This is a genomic window from Streptomyces sp. NPDC093510 (assembly GCF_040683555.1).
In the GTDB taxonomy this organism is placed as follows: Bacteria; Actinomycetota; Actinomycetes; order Streptomycetales; family Streptomycetaceae; genus Streptomyces.
Genome location: NZ_JBFBEE010000014.1, coordinates 83,007 through 97,006, shown reverse-complemented (window position 1 = coordinate 97,006; position 14,000 = coordinate 83,007). Strand labels below are relative to the sequence as shown.

Here is a 14,000-nt window from a genome sequence, read left to right as displayed (position 1 = left end):
CCCTCCCGCTTTCTACCGTTCGGGATCATGAGGCCCCCCGTCGCACCGCCCGGCTGGAGCCGGTGGCTCGTGCCGCCCGCCGCCCTGTCGGTCCACCTCTCCATCGGCCAGGCCTACGCCTGGAGCGTCTTCAAACCGCCCCTCGAATCCGCCCTGGATCTCAGCGGCACCCAGAGTGCGCTGCCCTTCCAGCTCGGCATCGTCATGCTCGGCCTGTCCGCCGCGTTCGGCGGCACGCTCGTCGAACGCAACGGCCCGCGCTGGGCGATGGCCGTCGCCCTCACCTGCTTCTCCTCCGGTTTCCTGATCGCCGCACTCGGCGCCGCGATCGGCCAGTACTGGCTGATCGTGTTCGGCTACGGCTTCGTCGGCGGGATCGGTCTGGGCATCGGCTACATCTCACCCGTGTCCACGCTCATCAAGTGGTTCCCCGATCGCCCCGGCATGGCCACCGGCATCGCGATCATGGGCTTCGGCGGCGGCGCGCTCATCGCCTCGCCCTGGAGCGCGCAGATGCTGGACTCCTTCGGCTCCGACGCGGACGGCATCGCCCTCGCGTTCCTCGTGCACGGCCTCACGTACGCCGTCTTCATGGCACTCGGCGTGGTCCTGGTGCGCGTGCCGCGCACGGAAGCCGCGCCCCGGCCGGGCGGCCCCGGTGTGCTCGACGGGCCACAGGTCTCGGCCCGGCAGGCCGTCCGCACTCCGCAGTTCTGGTGCCTCTGGGTCGTCCTGTGCATGAACGTGACCGCCGGGATCGGCATCCTGGAGAAGGCGGCCCCGATGATCACGGACTTCTTCGCGGACACCGCGACACCCGTCTCGGTCTCCGCCGCGGCCGGCTTCGTCGCCCTGCTCTCCGCCGCCAACATGGCAGGCCGCATCGGCTGGTCGTCGGCCTCCGACCTGATCGGCCGCAAGAACGTCTACCGCCTCTACCTCGGCGCGGGCGCCCTCATGTACCTGCTGATCGCCCGCTTCGGAGACACCTCGAAGCCGCTGTTCATCTGCTGCGCGCTGGTGATCCTGTCCTTCTACGGAGGAGGCTTCGCGACGATTCCCGCGTACCTGAAGGACCTCTTCGGCACGTACCAGGTCGGCGCCATCCACGGCAGGCTGCTCACCGCCTGGTCCACGGCGGGCGTGCTCGGCCCGCTGATCGTCAACCGGGTCGCCGACCACCAGGAGGAGGCGGGCAAGCACGGCTCGGGGCTCTACGGCCTCTCCTTCACGATCATGATCGGACTGCTCGTCGTGGGCTTCGTGGCGAACGAGCTCGTCCGTCCCGTCCACCCCCGCCACCACATACCAGCCCCCAGGGAGGCCGCGGATGACCACGCCGCCGAGCACACCGCCCCGTGACCGCCGCGCACTGACCGTGTTCGCCTGGCTCTGGGTGGGACTCCCTCTGGTGTACGGCCTGTACGAACTCGTACACAAGGTCACACAGCTCTTCAGAGGGTGACCACATCATGAGAAGCATCCAAACCCTGCGCTCCTTTCCTGTCGCATTACGTGCACCGTTACTCATGAGTCGCTGACCAAACTGGAGGGTCCCGCATCTTCGGCAACAAGGGGGACCCGTACATGCACGGCTCGCGCATCGCCGCTGTCGGCCACTACCAGCCCGCAAGGATCCTCGGCAACGAGGAGCTGGCGGGCATGGTCGACACCAGCGACGAGTGGATCCGGTCCCGGGTGGGCATCCGCACCCGCCACATCGCGGGCCCGGAGGAGCCGGTCGACGAGCTGGCCGCGCACGCCGGCGGCAAGGCGCTGGCCGCCGCGGGCCTCACCCCCGACGCGATCGACCTGGTCCTGGTCGCCACCTCCACGGCCATCGACCGCTCGCCGAACATGGCCGCCAGGGTCGCCGCGCGCCTCGGCGTGCCAGGACCGGCCGCCCTGGACCTCAACGTCGTGTGCGCCGGCTTCACGCACGCGCTGGCCACCGCCGACCACACCGTACGAGCCGGGGCCGCGACCCGTGCCCTGGTCATCGGCGCGGACAAGATGTCCGAGGTCACCGACTGGACGGACCGCACCACCTGCGTGCTGACCGGCGACGGCGCGGGCGCGGCCGTCGTCGAGGCGTGCGGGCCCGGCGAGGAGCCCGGCATCGGCCCCGTCCTGTGGGGCTCGGTGCCCGAGATGGGCAACGCCGTCCGCATCGAGGGCACGCCGCCCCGCTTCGCCCAGGAGGGCCAGAGCGTCTACCGCTGGGCGACGACCCAGCTGCCCCCGCTCGCCCGGTCCGCCTGCGAGCGCGCGGGGCTCACCCCGGCCGACCTCGCCGCGGTCGTCCTGCACCAGGCCAACCTCCGGATCATCGAGCCGCTCGCCGAGCGCATCGGCGCCGTGAACGCCGTCGTGGCACGCGATGTCGTCCACTCCGGGAACACCTCGGCGGCGAGCATCCCGATGGCGCTGTCCAAGCTGGTGGAGCGCGGCGAGATCAGTTCCGGAGACCCGGTCCTGCTCTTCGGCTTCGGCGGGAACCTCTCGTACGCGGGACAGGTCGTGCGCTGCCCGTAAGCGTGTCCTGCCCGTAAGCCGTGTCCTGCCCGTAAGTCATGCGCTGCCCGTAAGGCTCAACTCCCCCTGAGCACGGCCTGCGTCTGCGTCGTCTGTCCCACGAGGCGCCCCTCGTCGTCGTACACGTCCGTCTGTACGACGACGAAGGAGCCGCCCACGTGCAGCGGGCGGGCCACCGCGCGGGCCGTCCCGGAGCGTACGGCCCGGAGGAAGTTCGTCTTCGACTCGACCGTCGAAGTGGTCGCGCCCGGCGGCAGATTGAGGAACGCGCACACCGCGCCCGCCGTGTCGGCGAGCGACATCATCGCCCCGCCGTGCAGCACACCGCCCGCCGTGCACAGCTCCGGCGACCACTCCAGGGTGCTCTCGACGCGGTCGGGCCCGGCCTCCGCGAAGGTGACGCCGAGGTGTGCGGCGAAGGGGACCAAGTTAAGCAGTTGGGCGTGCAGTTCGTCCTGAGGCAGGGTGTCCGACATGGGGTGACCTTTCCCCTCGGGGCCGCGGCGGATCACCATCGTGCGGCGCGGCTCCGGAGACGTCGATTACCTCAGAGGTAGGGCACGTGTCACCAGGCCATGCACATGCCGTCGGAGCGGCGTGTCACCGGAACCGGGAGAAGAGAACATGAATACGCACCACCGCATACGCCCCGTGATCGATGAGGACGTGCCGGCGGCCGTGCACACCCTCGCCCGTGCCTTCGCCGACTACCCCTTCACGCGGCACGTCGTCGCCGCCGACGGCCACGAGGAGCGGGTCCGCCGCTTCCAGGAACTGTTCCTGACCCGCATCGGGATGGTGTACGGGCGGGTCTGGGTCGCCGACGCCGGACGCGCCGTCGCCGTGTGGACCACGCCCGACCGGGACCCGCAGCCGGGCTTCGCGGCGATCGGGCCGCTCATCGGCGAACTCGCGGGTGACCGCGCGCCCTGCTTCGACTCGGCGGACCGCGCGCTGCGGCCCCACCGCCCCCAGTACCCCGCGTGGTTCCTCGCCACGGTCGGCGTCCACCCGGACGAGCAGGGCAAGGGCCTCGGCGGCGCGGTGCTCCGGCCCGGCCTCGAGGCAGCCGACCGCGCGGGCTTCCCGTGCTTCCTGGAGACGTCGACCGAGCAGAACGTGGCCTTCTACGAGCGGCTCGGCTTCACCGTCACGGCCGACATCACGCTGCCGGACAACGGTCCCCGCACGTGGTGCATGCTCCGGAACCCGGTGCTCCGATGACGGGGTGAGGTGACGGCGCGGGTACAGGCTCACCCTCCTTTGTCCTGTGACTGGAGAAAGTCATGGGTAATTCGCGCTTAACTTCTTCCCAGTCCCGGCAGGCACTGCTACGTTCCCCTCGAAAGCTTGAAGGAAGCCCGAAGGCAGCCGCATAGGTGGCCCGAAGGCAACGGCATGGGAAGCCCGAAGAGGCGGGGAGGGGCGCGTGAGACGTATGACGGCTCGACCCGCCAACACACACCAGGCACGCCTGTTGCGCCTGTTGCGTGACGGAGGACCCAACTCCCGCGCCCAGCTGGGCGATCAGGTCGACCTCTCGCGGTCCAAACTGGCCGTGGAGGTCGACCGGCTCCTGGAGACCGGACTCGTGGTCGCCGACGGACTCGCCGCCTCGCGCGGCGGCCGCCGCTCCCACAACATCCGCCTGGCCCCGGCCCTCCGCTTCCTCGGTGTGGACATCGGCGCGACCTCGGTCGACGTCGCGGTCACCAACGCCGAGCTGGAGGTCCTCGGCCACATCAACCAGCCCATGGACGTGCGCGAGGGCCCGGTCGCGGTCTTCGAGCAGGTCCTCGCCATGGCGGCCAAGCTGAAGGCCTCCGGGCTCGCGGAAGGGTTCGACGGCGCCGGCATCGGCGTCCCCGGGCCCGTCCGCTTCCCCGAAGGCGTGCCGGTCGCCCCGCCGATCATGCCCGGGTGGGACGGTTTCCCCGTCAGGGAGGCCCTCAGCCAGGACCTCGGCTGCCCCGTCATGGTCGACAACGACGTGAACCTCATGGCGATGGGGGAGCAGCACGCGGGCGTCGCACGCTCCGTGGGCGACTTCCTCTGCGTCAAGATCGGCACGGGCATCGGGTGCGGCATCGTCGTCGGCGGTGAGGTCTACCGCGGTACGACGGGCAGCGCAGGCGACATCGGCCACATCCAGTCCGAACCGGACGGGCGTCCCTGCGCCTGCGGCAACAAAGGCTGCCTGGAGGCCTACTTCAGCGGCGCGGCGCTCGCCCGCGACGCCGAGGAGGCGGCCGCGCAGGGGCGTTCGGCGGAGCTCGCCACGCGGCTCGACGAGGCGGGACGGCTCAGCGCCGTCGACGTCGCGGCGGCCGCCGCGGCGGGGGACGCCACCGCGCTCGACCTCATCCGCGAGGGCGGCAACCGCACCGGCCAGGTCATCGCCGGTCTCGTCAGCTTCTTCAACCCCGGCCTCGTGGTGATCGGCGGCGGAGTGACCGGCCTCGGCCACACGCTGCTCGCCGCGATCCGCACCCAGGTCTACCGTCAGTCGCTCCCCCTGGCGACCGGCAACCTCCCCATCGTGCTGGGTGAGCTGGGCCCCACCGCCGGAGTCATCGGCGGCGCCCGGCTCATCAGCGACCACCTGTTCTCACCGGCCTGACCGGCCTGATCGGTCTGATCGGCCTGATCGGTCTGCCCGGTCCCGCACCGGACAGGCCGGACATGTACGGAACGTAGCGCCACCTCATCCGGCACAGCGCCCTGCCGTGCCCCGCTCCGCCCTGCCCCGCTCCACCCTGCCCAGCTCCATCTGTCCGGCCGTCCGGCCCCACCCTGCTCAGCCCTGCCCTGAATCCGTCCTGCCCTGCTGCGGCCGCCGCCGAGGGGAACCGTCATGGCATCCGAACCACCGCTGCTCACCATGTCCGGCATCACCAAGTCGTTCCCCGGAGTCCGCGCCCTCGACGGCGTCGACCTCCAGGTGCAGGCCGGGGAAGTGCACTGCCTTCTCGGCCAGAACGGTGCCGGGAAGTCCACCCTCATCAAGGTCCTCGCGGGCGCTCATCAGCCCGACGGCGGTGAGATCACCTGGCGCGGCGAGCGCATCACGCTCCGCTCGCCGATCGCCGCCATGCGGCTCGGCATCGCCACCATCTACCAGGAACTCGACCTGGTGGAGGGGCTCTCCGTCGCCGAGAACGTCCACCTCGGACACGAGCCGACCGCCGCCGGGTTCGTGGTGCGCGGCCGGGAGGCGAAAGCGTCAACGGCCGCGCTGCTCAAGCGGCTTGGACACGGGGAGATCGACCCGGGGCGGCTCGTCGGAGACCTCTCCGCCGCCCAGCAGCAGATCGTCTCCATGGCCCGCGCGCTCTCCCACGAGGTGCGGCTCATCGTCATGGACGAACCGTCCGCCGCCCTCGACCCCGACGAGGTCGACAACCTCTTCCGCATAGTAAGCGACCTCACGGCGGACGGCGTCGCCGTCGTCTACATCTCCCACCGCCTGGAGGAGATACGCCGCATCGGCGACCGCGTCACCGTCCTCAAGGACGGACGCGCCGTCGCGGGCGGACTCCCCGCGGAATCCACCCCGACCAAGGACGTCGTGGCGCTGATGACCGGCCGCAACGTCGAGTACGTCTTCCCCGACCGCCCGGTCGAACCCCCGTCCGCATCACCGGTGTTGACCGTACGAGGGCTCTCCCGGCCCGGTGAGTTCGAGCCCCTCGACCTCGATCTGCGGCCCGGCGAGATCGTGGGCCTCGCCGGACTCGTCGGCTCGGGCCGCTCCGAGATCCTGGAGACGATCTACGGCGCGCGAAAGCCGAGCTCCGGCCAAGTCGCCGTGGAGGGGAAGGTGTTGCGGCCGGGCAGTGTCCGGGCCGCCGTCCGCGCCGGTCTGGGCCTCGCCCCCGAGGAGCGCAAGGCGCAGGCCCTCCTCATGCTGGAGTCCGTCACCCGCAACGTGTCGGTCTCCTCCATGTCCCGCTTCTCGCACGGCGGATGGCTCGACCGGGGAGGCGAACGCGAAGCCGCGCGCACCGCGACACGCGAACTGTCGCTGCGCCCCGACGACCCGTCCGTGCCCGTGCGCACCCTGTCCGGCGGCAACCAGCAGAAGGCCGTCCTCGCCCGCTGGCTGTTGCGCGGCTGCCGCGTGCTGCTGCTCGACGAACCGACCCGCGGCGTCGACGTCGGCGCCCGCGCCGAGCTGTACGCGGTGATCCGCCGGCTCGCCGACGAGGGCCTGGCCGTGCTCCTCGTCTCCAGTGAAGTGCCCGAGGTGCTCGGTCTCGCCGACCGCGTCCTGGTGCTCCGCGAGGGCCGCGTCGTCCACGCCGCACCCGCCCGTGACCTCGATGAACACCGCGTACTCGACCTCGTCCTTGAAGGGAGCCCGGCGGCATGACCCAGCCAGCCCCGGCGGCCGAGGCCGCCACCCGCAAGACCGCCCCCACCGAAGGCGGCAAGCCGTGGCGCGCCACGGTGGCCCGCGCCGACGTGCGCACGCTCTCTCTGCTCGGCGTGCTCGCCGTACTGGTGCTGATCGGCGGCATCACCCAGCCCGACTCGTTCCTCGACACCGACAACGTCCAGCTGATCCTCACCCAGGCCTCGGTCATCGGCGTGGTCACCGTCGGCATGACATTCGTGATCATCTCCGGCGGCATCGACCTGTCGGTCGGCGCGATCGTCGCGCTCGCCTCGGTGTGGGCGACGACGGTCGCCACCCAGGATTACGGCTTCGCGGGCATCCTCTTCACTGCCGTGATCGTCGGCATGGCGTGCGGTCTGGTGAACGGCGTGCTCATCGCGTACGGCGCGATCGTGCCGTTCATCGCCACCCTCGCCATGCTCGCCTCGGGCCGTGGTCTCGCCCTGCAGATCACCGACGGCAAGACGCAAATGGTCACCGTCGACGGGGTGTTGAAGCTCGGCGAGCGCGACTCGTACATCCTCGGCATCCCGCCGCTGGTCCTCGTCTTCGCCGCCGTCACCGTCATCGGCTGGCTGCTGCTGAACCGCACGACCTTCGGACGGCGCTCGGTCGCGGTCGGCGGCAACCCGGAAGCGGCCCGCCTGGCCGGCATCGACGTCCGCAGGCAGCGGCTCTATCTCTATCTGCTCTCCGGACTGTGCTGCGGCATCGCGGCCTTCCTGCTGATCGTCCTGGCCGGTTCGGGCCAGAACACCAACGGCAACCTGTACGAACTCGACGCCATCGCCGCGGTGATCATCGGCGGCACCTTGCTCAGCGGCGGCCGCGGCACCATCACCGGCTCCGTGCTCGGCGTGCTGATCTTCACCACGATCCAGAACATCTTCGCGCTCAACAACCTGGAGACCGCGACCCAGCAGATCGCCAAGGGCGCGATCATCGTCGCCGCGGTGCTCGTCCAACGACGTACGGCCCACACTTCCTGAGCTGAGGGGTTCACTCATGCCATCCCACACGAGCCGCAGAGGGCTCCTCTTCGGAGCCGCAGCCCTGTCCACCGGAGCCCTGATCACGGGGTGCACCAGCAACGAGTCCAAGGACGACGAGTCCGAGGACAGCTCACAGCAGGTCGCCGACGACAAGCCGGGCAAGAAGGTCACCATCGGCTTCGCCGGGCCCCAGGCCGACCACGGCTGGCTCAACGCCATCAACGACAACGCCAAGAAGCGGGCCGAGAAGTACGCGGACGTCACGCTGGAGGCCACCGAGGGATCGAACGACACCGCGGCCCAGATCGGCCAGGTCGAGACTCTGATCAACAAGAAGGTCGACGTCCTCGTCGTCCTGCCCGCCGACGGCAAGGCGCTCACCCAGGTCGGCCTGAAGGCCATGAAGGCGGGCATCCCCGTCGTCAACCTCGACCGTGTCTTCGCCTCCCCGCAGGCCTACCGCTGCTGGATCGGCGGCGACAACTACGGCATGGGCCTGAGCGCCGGGCACTACATCGGCGAGAAGCTCAAGGACAAGAAGAACGCACGCGTCGTGGAGCTGGCGGGACTCGACAACCTCGAACTGACGAAGCAGCGATCGAAGGGGTTCGACGACGCCCTCAAGAACTACCCGAACATCAAGAAGGTCGCCCGCCAGGCCGCCGACTTCACCGTCGAGTCGGGACAGTCGAAGATGTCCCAACTCCTCCAGGCCCAGAAGAACTTCGACGCCCTGTGGAACCACGACGACGATCAGGGCGTGGGCGCCCTGCGCGCCATCAAGCAGGCCGGCCGCGACGACTTCCTGATGGTGGGAGGCGCGGGCGCGCTCTCCGCCATGCAGGCCATCGAGGCGGACAACAGTGTCCTGAAGGCCACCGTCCTCTACCCGCCCACCATGGCCGCGTCGGCGATCGACCTGGCGCGCGCCCTCGGACAGGGCAAGGGCGTCAGCGGCATGGCGGAGTTCGAGATCCCGTCCTTCGTCACCTGCTACTCCGCCGTGGTCGACAAAGAGAACGTCGGCCAGTACATGTCCACCGGCTTCAAGTGATGCGCACGCCCGCACCCCCACCGAGCGTCGACGAGGAGGATTACCGCATGCGTGAGACGGACCCCGAGGCCGGGAAGCGGCCACTGGGAGCAGGCGTCGGGAAGCGGCCACTGGGAGTGGGCATGGTCGGCTACGCCTTCATGGGCGCCGCCCACTCGCAGGGCTGGCGCACCGTGGGGCGCGTCTTCGACCTGCCGGTGCGGCCGGTGCTCTCGGCCGTCTGCGGTCGCGACGGCGGGGCCGTGCGCGCCGCCGCCGACCGGCTCGGCTGGGCCGCCGCCGAAACGGACTGGCGCGCCCTGATCGCCCGGGACGACGTCGACATCGTCGACATCTGCACGCCGGGCGACAGCCACGCGGAGATCGCCCTCGCCGCCCTGGAGGCGGGCAAGCACGTGCTGTGCGAGAAGCCTCTCGCCAACACGGTCGAGGAGGCCGAGGCGATGGCCGAGGCCGCCGAACTGGCCCGCGCACGCGGCCAGGTGGCCATGGTCGGCTTCAACTACCGCCGGGTGCCGGCCCTCGCGCTCGCCCGGCGGATGGTCGCCGAAGGTCGCCTTGGCGCTCTGCGCCACGTACGCCTGACGTACCTTCAGGACTGGCTGGTGGACGCCGAGTTCCCGCTCACCTGGCGGCTGCGCAAGGACCGTGCGGGCTCCGGGGCGCTCGGTGACCTCGGGGCGCACATCGTGGACCTCGCGCAGTACCTGGTGGGGGAGCCGGTGGCCGGAGTGTCGGCGCTCACCGAGACCTTCGTACGCGAACGGCCCGTCCTGGAGGGCGCGTCGAGCGGGCTCACGGCGGCGGGCGGCAACCGGCTCGGGCCGGTCACGGTCGACGACGCGGCCGTCTTCACGGGGCGGTTCCCGTCCGGCGCCCTCGCCTCCTTCGAGGTGTCGCGGTTCGCGGCGGGCCGCAAGAACGCGCTGCGGCTCGAACTCAACGGCTCCGACGGCTCGTTGGCCTTCGACCTGGAGCGCCTGAACGAGCTGTCGTTCCATGACCACACCGAGCCCGCCGCGTCGTCCGGCTTCCGCCGTATCCTCGTGACCGAGCCCGAGCACCCGTACGTGGCGGCATGGTGGCCGCCGGGCCACGGCCTCGGTTACGAGCACACCTTCGTCCACCAGGCCCGCGACCTGCTGCACGCCATCGCCACCGGGGAGCGGCCCGCGCCCTCCTTCGCCGACGGCCTGTCCGTGCAGCGGGTGCTGGCCGCCGTGGAGGAGAGCGCGGCGAAGAACTCCGTGTACACGCTGATCCCCGCCTGAGGAGGCCCCGCCATGCCCCGTAGGTTCACGCTCTTCACCGGCCAGTGGGCCGACCTGCCGCTCGAAGAGGTCTGCGCGCTCGCCCGCGACTTCGGCTACGACGGCCTCGAACTCGCCTGCTGGGGCGACCACTTCGAGGTCGACAAGGCGCTCGCCGACCCGTCCTACCTGGACGGGCGCCACGCGCTGCTCGACAAGTACGGGCTCAAGTGCTGGGCGATCTCCAACCACCTCGTCGGCCAGGCCGTCTGCGACGCGATCATCGACGAGCGGCACCGGGCGATCCTGCCCGCCCGCATCTGGGGCGACGGCGAGGCGGAGGGGGTGCGGCAGCGGGCCGCCGCCGAGATCGAGAACACGGCGCGGGCGGCCGCCGCCTTCGGTGTCGACACCGTCGTCGGCTTCACAGGCTCGTCGATCTGGCACCTGGTCGCGATGTTCCCGCCGGCTCCCGAGTCGATGATCGAGCGCGGCTACGAGGACTTCGCCGAGCGCTGGAACCCGATCCTGGACGTCTTCGACGCGCAAGGCGTGCGGTTCGCCCACGAGGTGCATCCGTCCGAGATCGCGTACGACTACTGGACCACGCACAAGGCCCTGGAGGCCGTCGGCCACCGCCCCGCGTTCGGGCTGAACTTCGACCCGTCGCACTTCGTGTGGCAGGACCTCGACCCGGTCGGCTTCCTGTACGACTTCCGCGACCGCATCTACCACGTCGACTGCAAGGAGGCCCGGCGCCGCCTGGACGGCCGCAACGGCCGCCTGGGCTCGCACCTGCCGTGGGGCGACCCGCGCCGCGGCTGGGACTTCGTGTCGGCGGGCCACGGGGACGTGCCCTGGGAGGACGTCTTCCGGATGCTGCGCTCCATCGCGTACGACGGGCCGATCTCCGTGGAGTGGGAGGACGCGGGCATGGACCGCCTCCAGGGTGCGCCGGAGGCGCTGGCGCACTTGAAGGCGTTCGACTTCGAGGCTCCGACCGCCTCCTTCGACGCGGCGTTCGGCGGCTCCGACCAGTCGGGCTGACCTCACCGGGCGACCACTCCGGTCGGCGTCTCCGGCCGGCCTCTTCGACCGACCTGTCCGGCTGCGCGCCACGTTTGTCCATTGACAGGAAAAAGTTCAACTTAATTGCCGCGCAAGGGCTTTCCGCGCGGGACAAACGTGGCTACCGTCCTTGAGGTGTACAGGACATGAACGGTCCGGGGTGACGGCGCACCCCGGAGCACGGCGCACACACCCCGTACGACCGTCCCCTTCGGAGGAACCCCGTGCACAGGAAACGCCCGAGACTCCGCAGAACGCTCGCCCTGCTCACCGGCACCGTGCTCACCGGCGCCACCCTCACTCTCGCCGTACCGCAGGCCGGCGCCGTCCCCGCGGACCCGCCCTCGACCGCCGCCCCCGTCGCCGAGGACTTCCAGCAGGTCACCCTCGCCAAGGGCGCCGCCGAGACCGGCGAGCCGATGACACTCTCCGTGCTGCCCGACCGATCGGTCCTGCACACCTCCCGCGACGGCACGCTCCGCCTCACCGACGCGGCGGGCAACACCAGGATCGCCGGGAAGATACCCGTCTACACGCACGACGAAGAGGGCCTCCAGGGCGTCGGTATCGACCCGAAGTTCAGCGAGAACCGCGCGATCTACCTCTACTACGCACCGCCGCTGGACACCCCCGCGGGCGACGCCCCGGAGAGCGGCACGGCCGAGGACTTCAAGAAGTTCGACGGCGTGAACCGCCTCTCCCGCTTCGTCCTGAAGGCCGACGGCACCCTGGACAACGCCAGCGAGAAGAAGATCCTCGACGTCCCCGCGAACCGCGGCATCTGCTGTCACGTCGGCGGCGACATCGACTTCGACAAGGGCGGCAACCTCTACCTGTCGACGGGCGACGACTCCAACCCGTTCGCCTCGGACGGCTTCACCCCCATCGACGAGCGGGCGAACCGCAACCCCGCCTTCGACGCCCGCCGCAGCGCCGGCAACACCAACGACCTGCGCGGCAAGATCCTGCGTATCAAGGTCGCCGCCGACGGCAGCTACACGGTCCCCGACGGCAACCTCTTCGCCAAGGGCACCGAGAAGACGCGCCCCGAGATCTACGCGATGGGCTTCCGCAACCCCTTCCGCATGAGCGTCGACAAGCCGACCGGCATCGTGTACGTGGGTGACTACGGCCCCGACGCGGGCGCGGCCGACCCCAAGCGCGGCCCGGCAGGACAGGTGGAGTTCGCCCGCGTCACCAAGCCCGGCAACTTCGGCTGGCCCTTCTGCGTCGGCAAGAACGAGCCCTACGTCGACTACGACTTCGCCACCGGCACCTCCGGCTCGGCCTTCGACTGCGGGGCCCCCAAGAACGACTCGCCGCACAACACCGGCCTCACCGACCTGCCGCCCGCCCAGGAAGCCTGGATTCCCTACGACGGCGGCTCCGTCCCCGAGTTCGGCTCCGGCTCGGAATCCCCGATGGGCGGCCCCGTCTACCGCTACGACGCGGCGAACACCTCCCCGGTGAAGTTCCCGGAGGCGTACGACGGCGACTTCTTCGCCGGCGAGTTCGGCCGGCGCTGGATCAAGCGCATCGAGCACGGCTCGGACGGCACGGTGCAGTCCATCAACCCCTTCCCCTGGACCGGCACACAGGTGATGGACATGGAGTTCGGGCCCGACGGCGCCCTCTACGTCCTCGACTACGGCACCGCCTGGTTCGGCGGCGACGAGAACTCCGGCCTCTACCGCATCGAGAACGCCACGGACGGCCACTCCCCGGTCGTCGAGGCGAGCGCGTCGGTGACCAGTGGCCAGGCCCCGCTGCGCACGAAGTTCACGGCCAAGGCGACGGACGCCGACGGCGGCACGCTGACCTACTCCTGGAACTTCGGCGACGGCGGCAAGTCGACGCAGCAGAACCCCACGCACACGTACAAGAAGAACGGTGTCTACACCGCGACCGTGACCGTGAAGGACTCCACCGGCCGCACCGGCTCGGCCAGCGCGCACATCACCGTCGGCAACACCGCGCCCAAGGTCACCCTGGAACTCCCCGGCGACGGCCGGCTGTTCACCTTCGGCGACAAGGTGCCCTTCAAGGTCAAGGTGACCGACCCGGAGGACGGTCCGATCGACTGCGCCAAGGTCAAGGTCACCCACATCCTCGGCCATGACAGCCACGGCCACCCCGTCACCTCGGCGAACGGCTGCGAGGGCACCCTCCAGACCTCCGCGGACGGCGAGCACGACCCGAACGCCAACATCTTCGGAGTCTTCGACGCCGAGTACACCGACAAGGGCGCGGGCGGCCAGCCCGCGCTGACCACCCACGACCAGAACGTCGTCCAGCCCAAGCACCGCCAGGGCGAGCACTACAACGGCTCCAAGGGCGTCTCCGTCGTCAACCACACCCCGGCCCACGGCGGCAAGACCGTCGGCGACATCCACAACGGTGACTGGGTCTCCTTCAAGCCGTACATCCTCGGCAACGCCACCAAGCTGACCGCACGGGTCGCCTCCGCCGGATCAGGCGGCACCCTGGAGGTGCGCAGCGGATCGGCCGGCGGCAGGCTGCTGGGCAGCGCGAAGGTGACACCGACCGGCTCGTGGGAGACGTACAACGACGTGACCACCGCCATCCAGCGGCCGCCGACGAAGACCACCACGCTCTACCTCGTCTTCAAGGGCAAGGGCAGCGGCTCGCTCTACGACCTGGACGACTTCACCTTCACCACCAGCTCCAGCTCCGGCTGAGGA

11 protein-coding genes are annotated in these 14,000 nt (G+C 70.4%); 10 read left to right on the top strand and 1 reads right to left on the bottom strand.

Features of this window, described 5'->3' with window-relative positions; all coding sequences use genetic code 11:
• Positions 1-27 precede the first annotated feature (27 nt).
• Both AB0N81_RS23235 and AB0N81_RS23230 read left to right on the top strand, forming a co-directional pair.
• Positions 28-1,362 carry an OFA family MFS transporter gene (locus tag AB0N81_RS23235; protein WP_365361262.1) on the top strand — a complete coding sequence of 445 codons (1,335 nt, stop codon included), beginning with the start codon at positions 28-30 and terminating at the stop codon, positions 1,360-1,362.
• Positions 1,363-1,587: 225 nt separating this feature from the next.
• Positions 1,588-2,535 carry a beta-ketoacyl-ACP synthase III gene (locus AB0N81_RS23230; RefSeq protein WP_365361260.1) on the top strand — a complete coding sequence of 316 codons (948 nt, stop codon included), beginning with the start codon at positions 1,588-1,590 and terminating at the stop codon, positions 2,533-2,535.
• A 56-nt stretch (positions 2,536-2,591) separates the two neighbouring features.
• On the opposite strand, the gene AB0N81_RS23225 is transcribed toward AB0N81_RS23230, so the two are convergent.
• On the bottom strand, positions 2,592-3,011 hold the full coding sequence (locus AB0N81_RS23225) for a PaaI family thioesterase (RefSeq protein ID WP_365361258.1): 420 nt from the start codon (positions 3,009-3,011) through the stop codon (positions 2,592-2,594).
• Positions 3,012-3,159: 148 nt separating this feature from the next.
• On the opposite strand from AB0N81_RS23225, the gene AB0N81_RS23220 reads away from it, so the two are divergent.
• The 8 genes from AB0N81_RS23220 (at position 3,160) to AB0N81_RS23185 (ending at position 13,997) form a co-directional block, all read left to right on the top strand.
• On the top strand, positions 3,160-3,759 hold the full coding sequence (locus tag AB0N81_RS23220; protein WP_365361256.1) for a GNAT family N-acetyltransferase: 600 nt from the start codon (positions 3,160-3,162) through the stop codon (positions 3,757-3,759).
• Positions 3,760-3,973: 214 nt separating this feature from the next.
• On the top strand, positions 3,974-5,155 hold the full coding sequence (locus AB0N81_RS23215; protein WP_365361254.1) for an ROK family transcriptional regulator: 1,182 nt from the start codon (positions 3,974-3,976) through the stop codon (positions 5,153-5,155).
• A 234-nt stretch (positions 5,156-5,389) separates the two neighbouring features.
• On the top strand, positions 5,390-6,907 hold the full coding sequence (locus AB0N81_RS23210; protein WP_365361252.1) for a sugar ABC transporter ATP-binding protein: 1,518 nt from the start codon (positions 5,390-5,392) through the stop codon (positions 6,905-6,907).
• Positions 6,904-7,923 carry an ABC transporter permease gene (locus AB0N81_RS23205; RefSeq protein WP_365361250.1) on the top strand — a complete coding sequence of 340 codons (1,020 nt, stop codon included), beginning with the start codon at positions 6,904-6,906 and terminating at the stop codon, positions 7,921-7,923. The genes AB0N81_RS23210 and AB0N81_RS23205 overlap by 4 nt, the downstream gene beginning before the upstream one ends.
• 16 nt (positions 7,924-7,939) lie before the next feature.
• Positions 7,940-8,980, top strand: coding sequence for a substrate-binding domain-containing protein (locus tag AB0N81_RS23200; RefSeq protein ID WP_365361248.1), 1,041 nt, complete (start codon positions 7,940-7,942; stop codon positions 8,978-8,980).
• Between the two features lie 47 nt (positions 8,981-9,027).
• A complete protein-coding gene (locus AB0N81_RS23195) occupies positions 9,028-10,251 on the top strand; it encodes a Gfo/Idh/MocA family oxidoreductase (protein WP_365361246.1) in 1,224 nt (407 codons plus the stop codon).
• A 12-nt stretch (positions 10,252-10,263) separates the two neighbouring features.
• On the top strand, positions 10,264-11,277 hold the full coding sequence (locus tag AB0N81_RS23190; protein WP_365361244.1) for a sugar phosphate isomerase/epimerase family protein: 1,014 nt from the start codon (positions 10,264-10,266) through the stop codon (positions 11,275-11,277).
• Positions 11,278-11,522: 245 nt separating this feature from the next.
• The gene (locus AB0N81_RS23185; protein ID WP_365361242.1) at positions 11,523-13,997 is read left to right on the top strand and encodes a PQQ-dependent sugar dehydrogenase; all 2,475 of its coding nucleotides are present in this window, start codon (positions 11,523-11,525) and stop codon (positions 13,995-13,997) included.
• Positions 13,998-14,000 lie beyond the last annotated feature (3 nt).

Coding starts and splice junctions, on each gene's coding strand:
- AB0N81_RS23235 (WP_365361262.1), top strand. CDS start 28: ATGAGGCCCCCCGTCGCACCGCCCGGCTGGAGCCGGTGGCTCGTGCCG.
- AB0N81_RS23230 (WP_365361260.1), top strand. CDS start 1,588: ATGCACGGCTCGCGCATCGCCGCTGTCGGCCACTACCAGCCCGCAAGG.
- AB0N81_RS23225 (WP_365361258.1), bottom strand. CDS start 3,011: ATGTCGGACACCCTGCCTCAGGACGAACTGCACGCCCAACTGCTTAAC.
- AB0N81_RS23220 (WP_365361256.1), top strand. CDS start 3,160: ATGAATACGCACCACCGCATACGCCCCGTGATCGATGAGGACGTGCCG.
- AB0N81_RS23215 (WP_365361254.1), top strand. CDS start 3,974: ATGACGGCTCGACCCGCCAACACACACCAGGCACGCCTGTTGCGCCTG.
- AB0N81_RS23210 (WP_365361252.1), top strand. CDS start 5,390: ATGGCATCCGAACCACCGCTGCTCACCATGTCCGGCATCACCAAGTCG.
- AB0N81_RS23205 (WP_365361250.1), top strand. CDS start 6,904: ATGACCCAGCCAGCCCCGGCGGCCGAGGCCGCCACCCGCAAGACCGCC.
- AB0N81_RS23200 (WP_365361248.1), top strand. CDS start 7,940: ATGCCATCCCACACGAGCCGCAGAGGGCTCCTCTTCGGAGCCGCAGCC.
- AB0N81_RS23195 (WP_365361246.1), top strand. CDS start 9,028: ATGCGTGAGACGGACCCCGAGGCCGGGAAGCGGCCACTGGGAGCAGGC.
- AB0N81_RS23190 (WP_365361244.1), top strand. CDS start 10,264: ATGCCCCGTAGGTTCACGCTCTTCACCGGCCAGTGGGCCGACCTGCCG.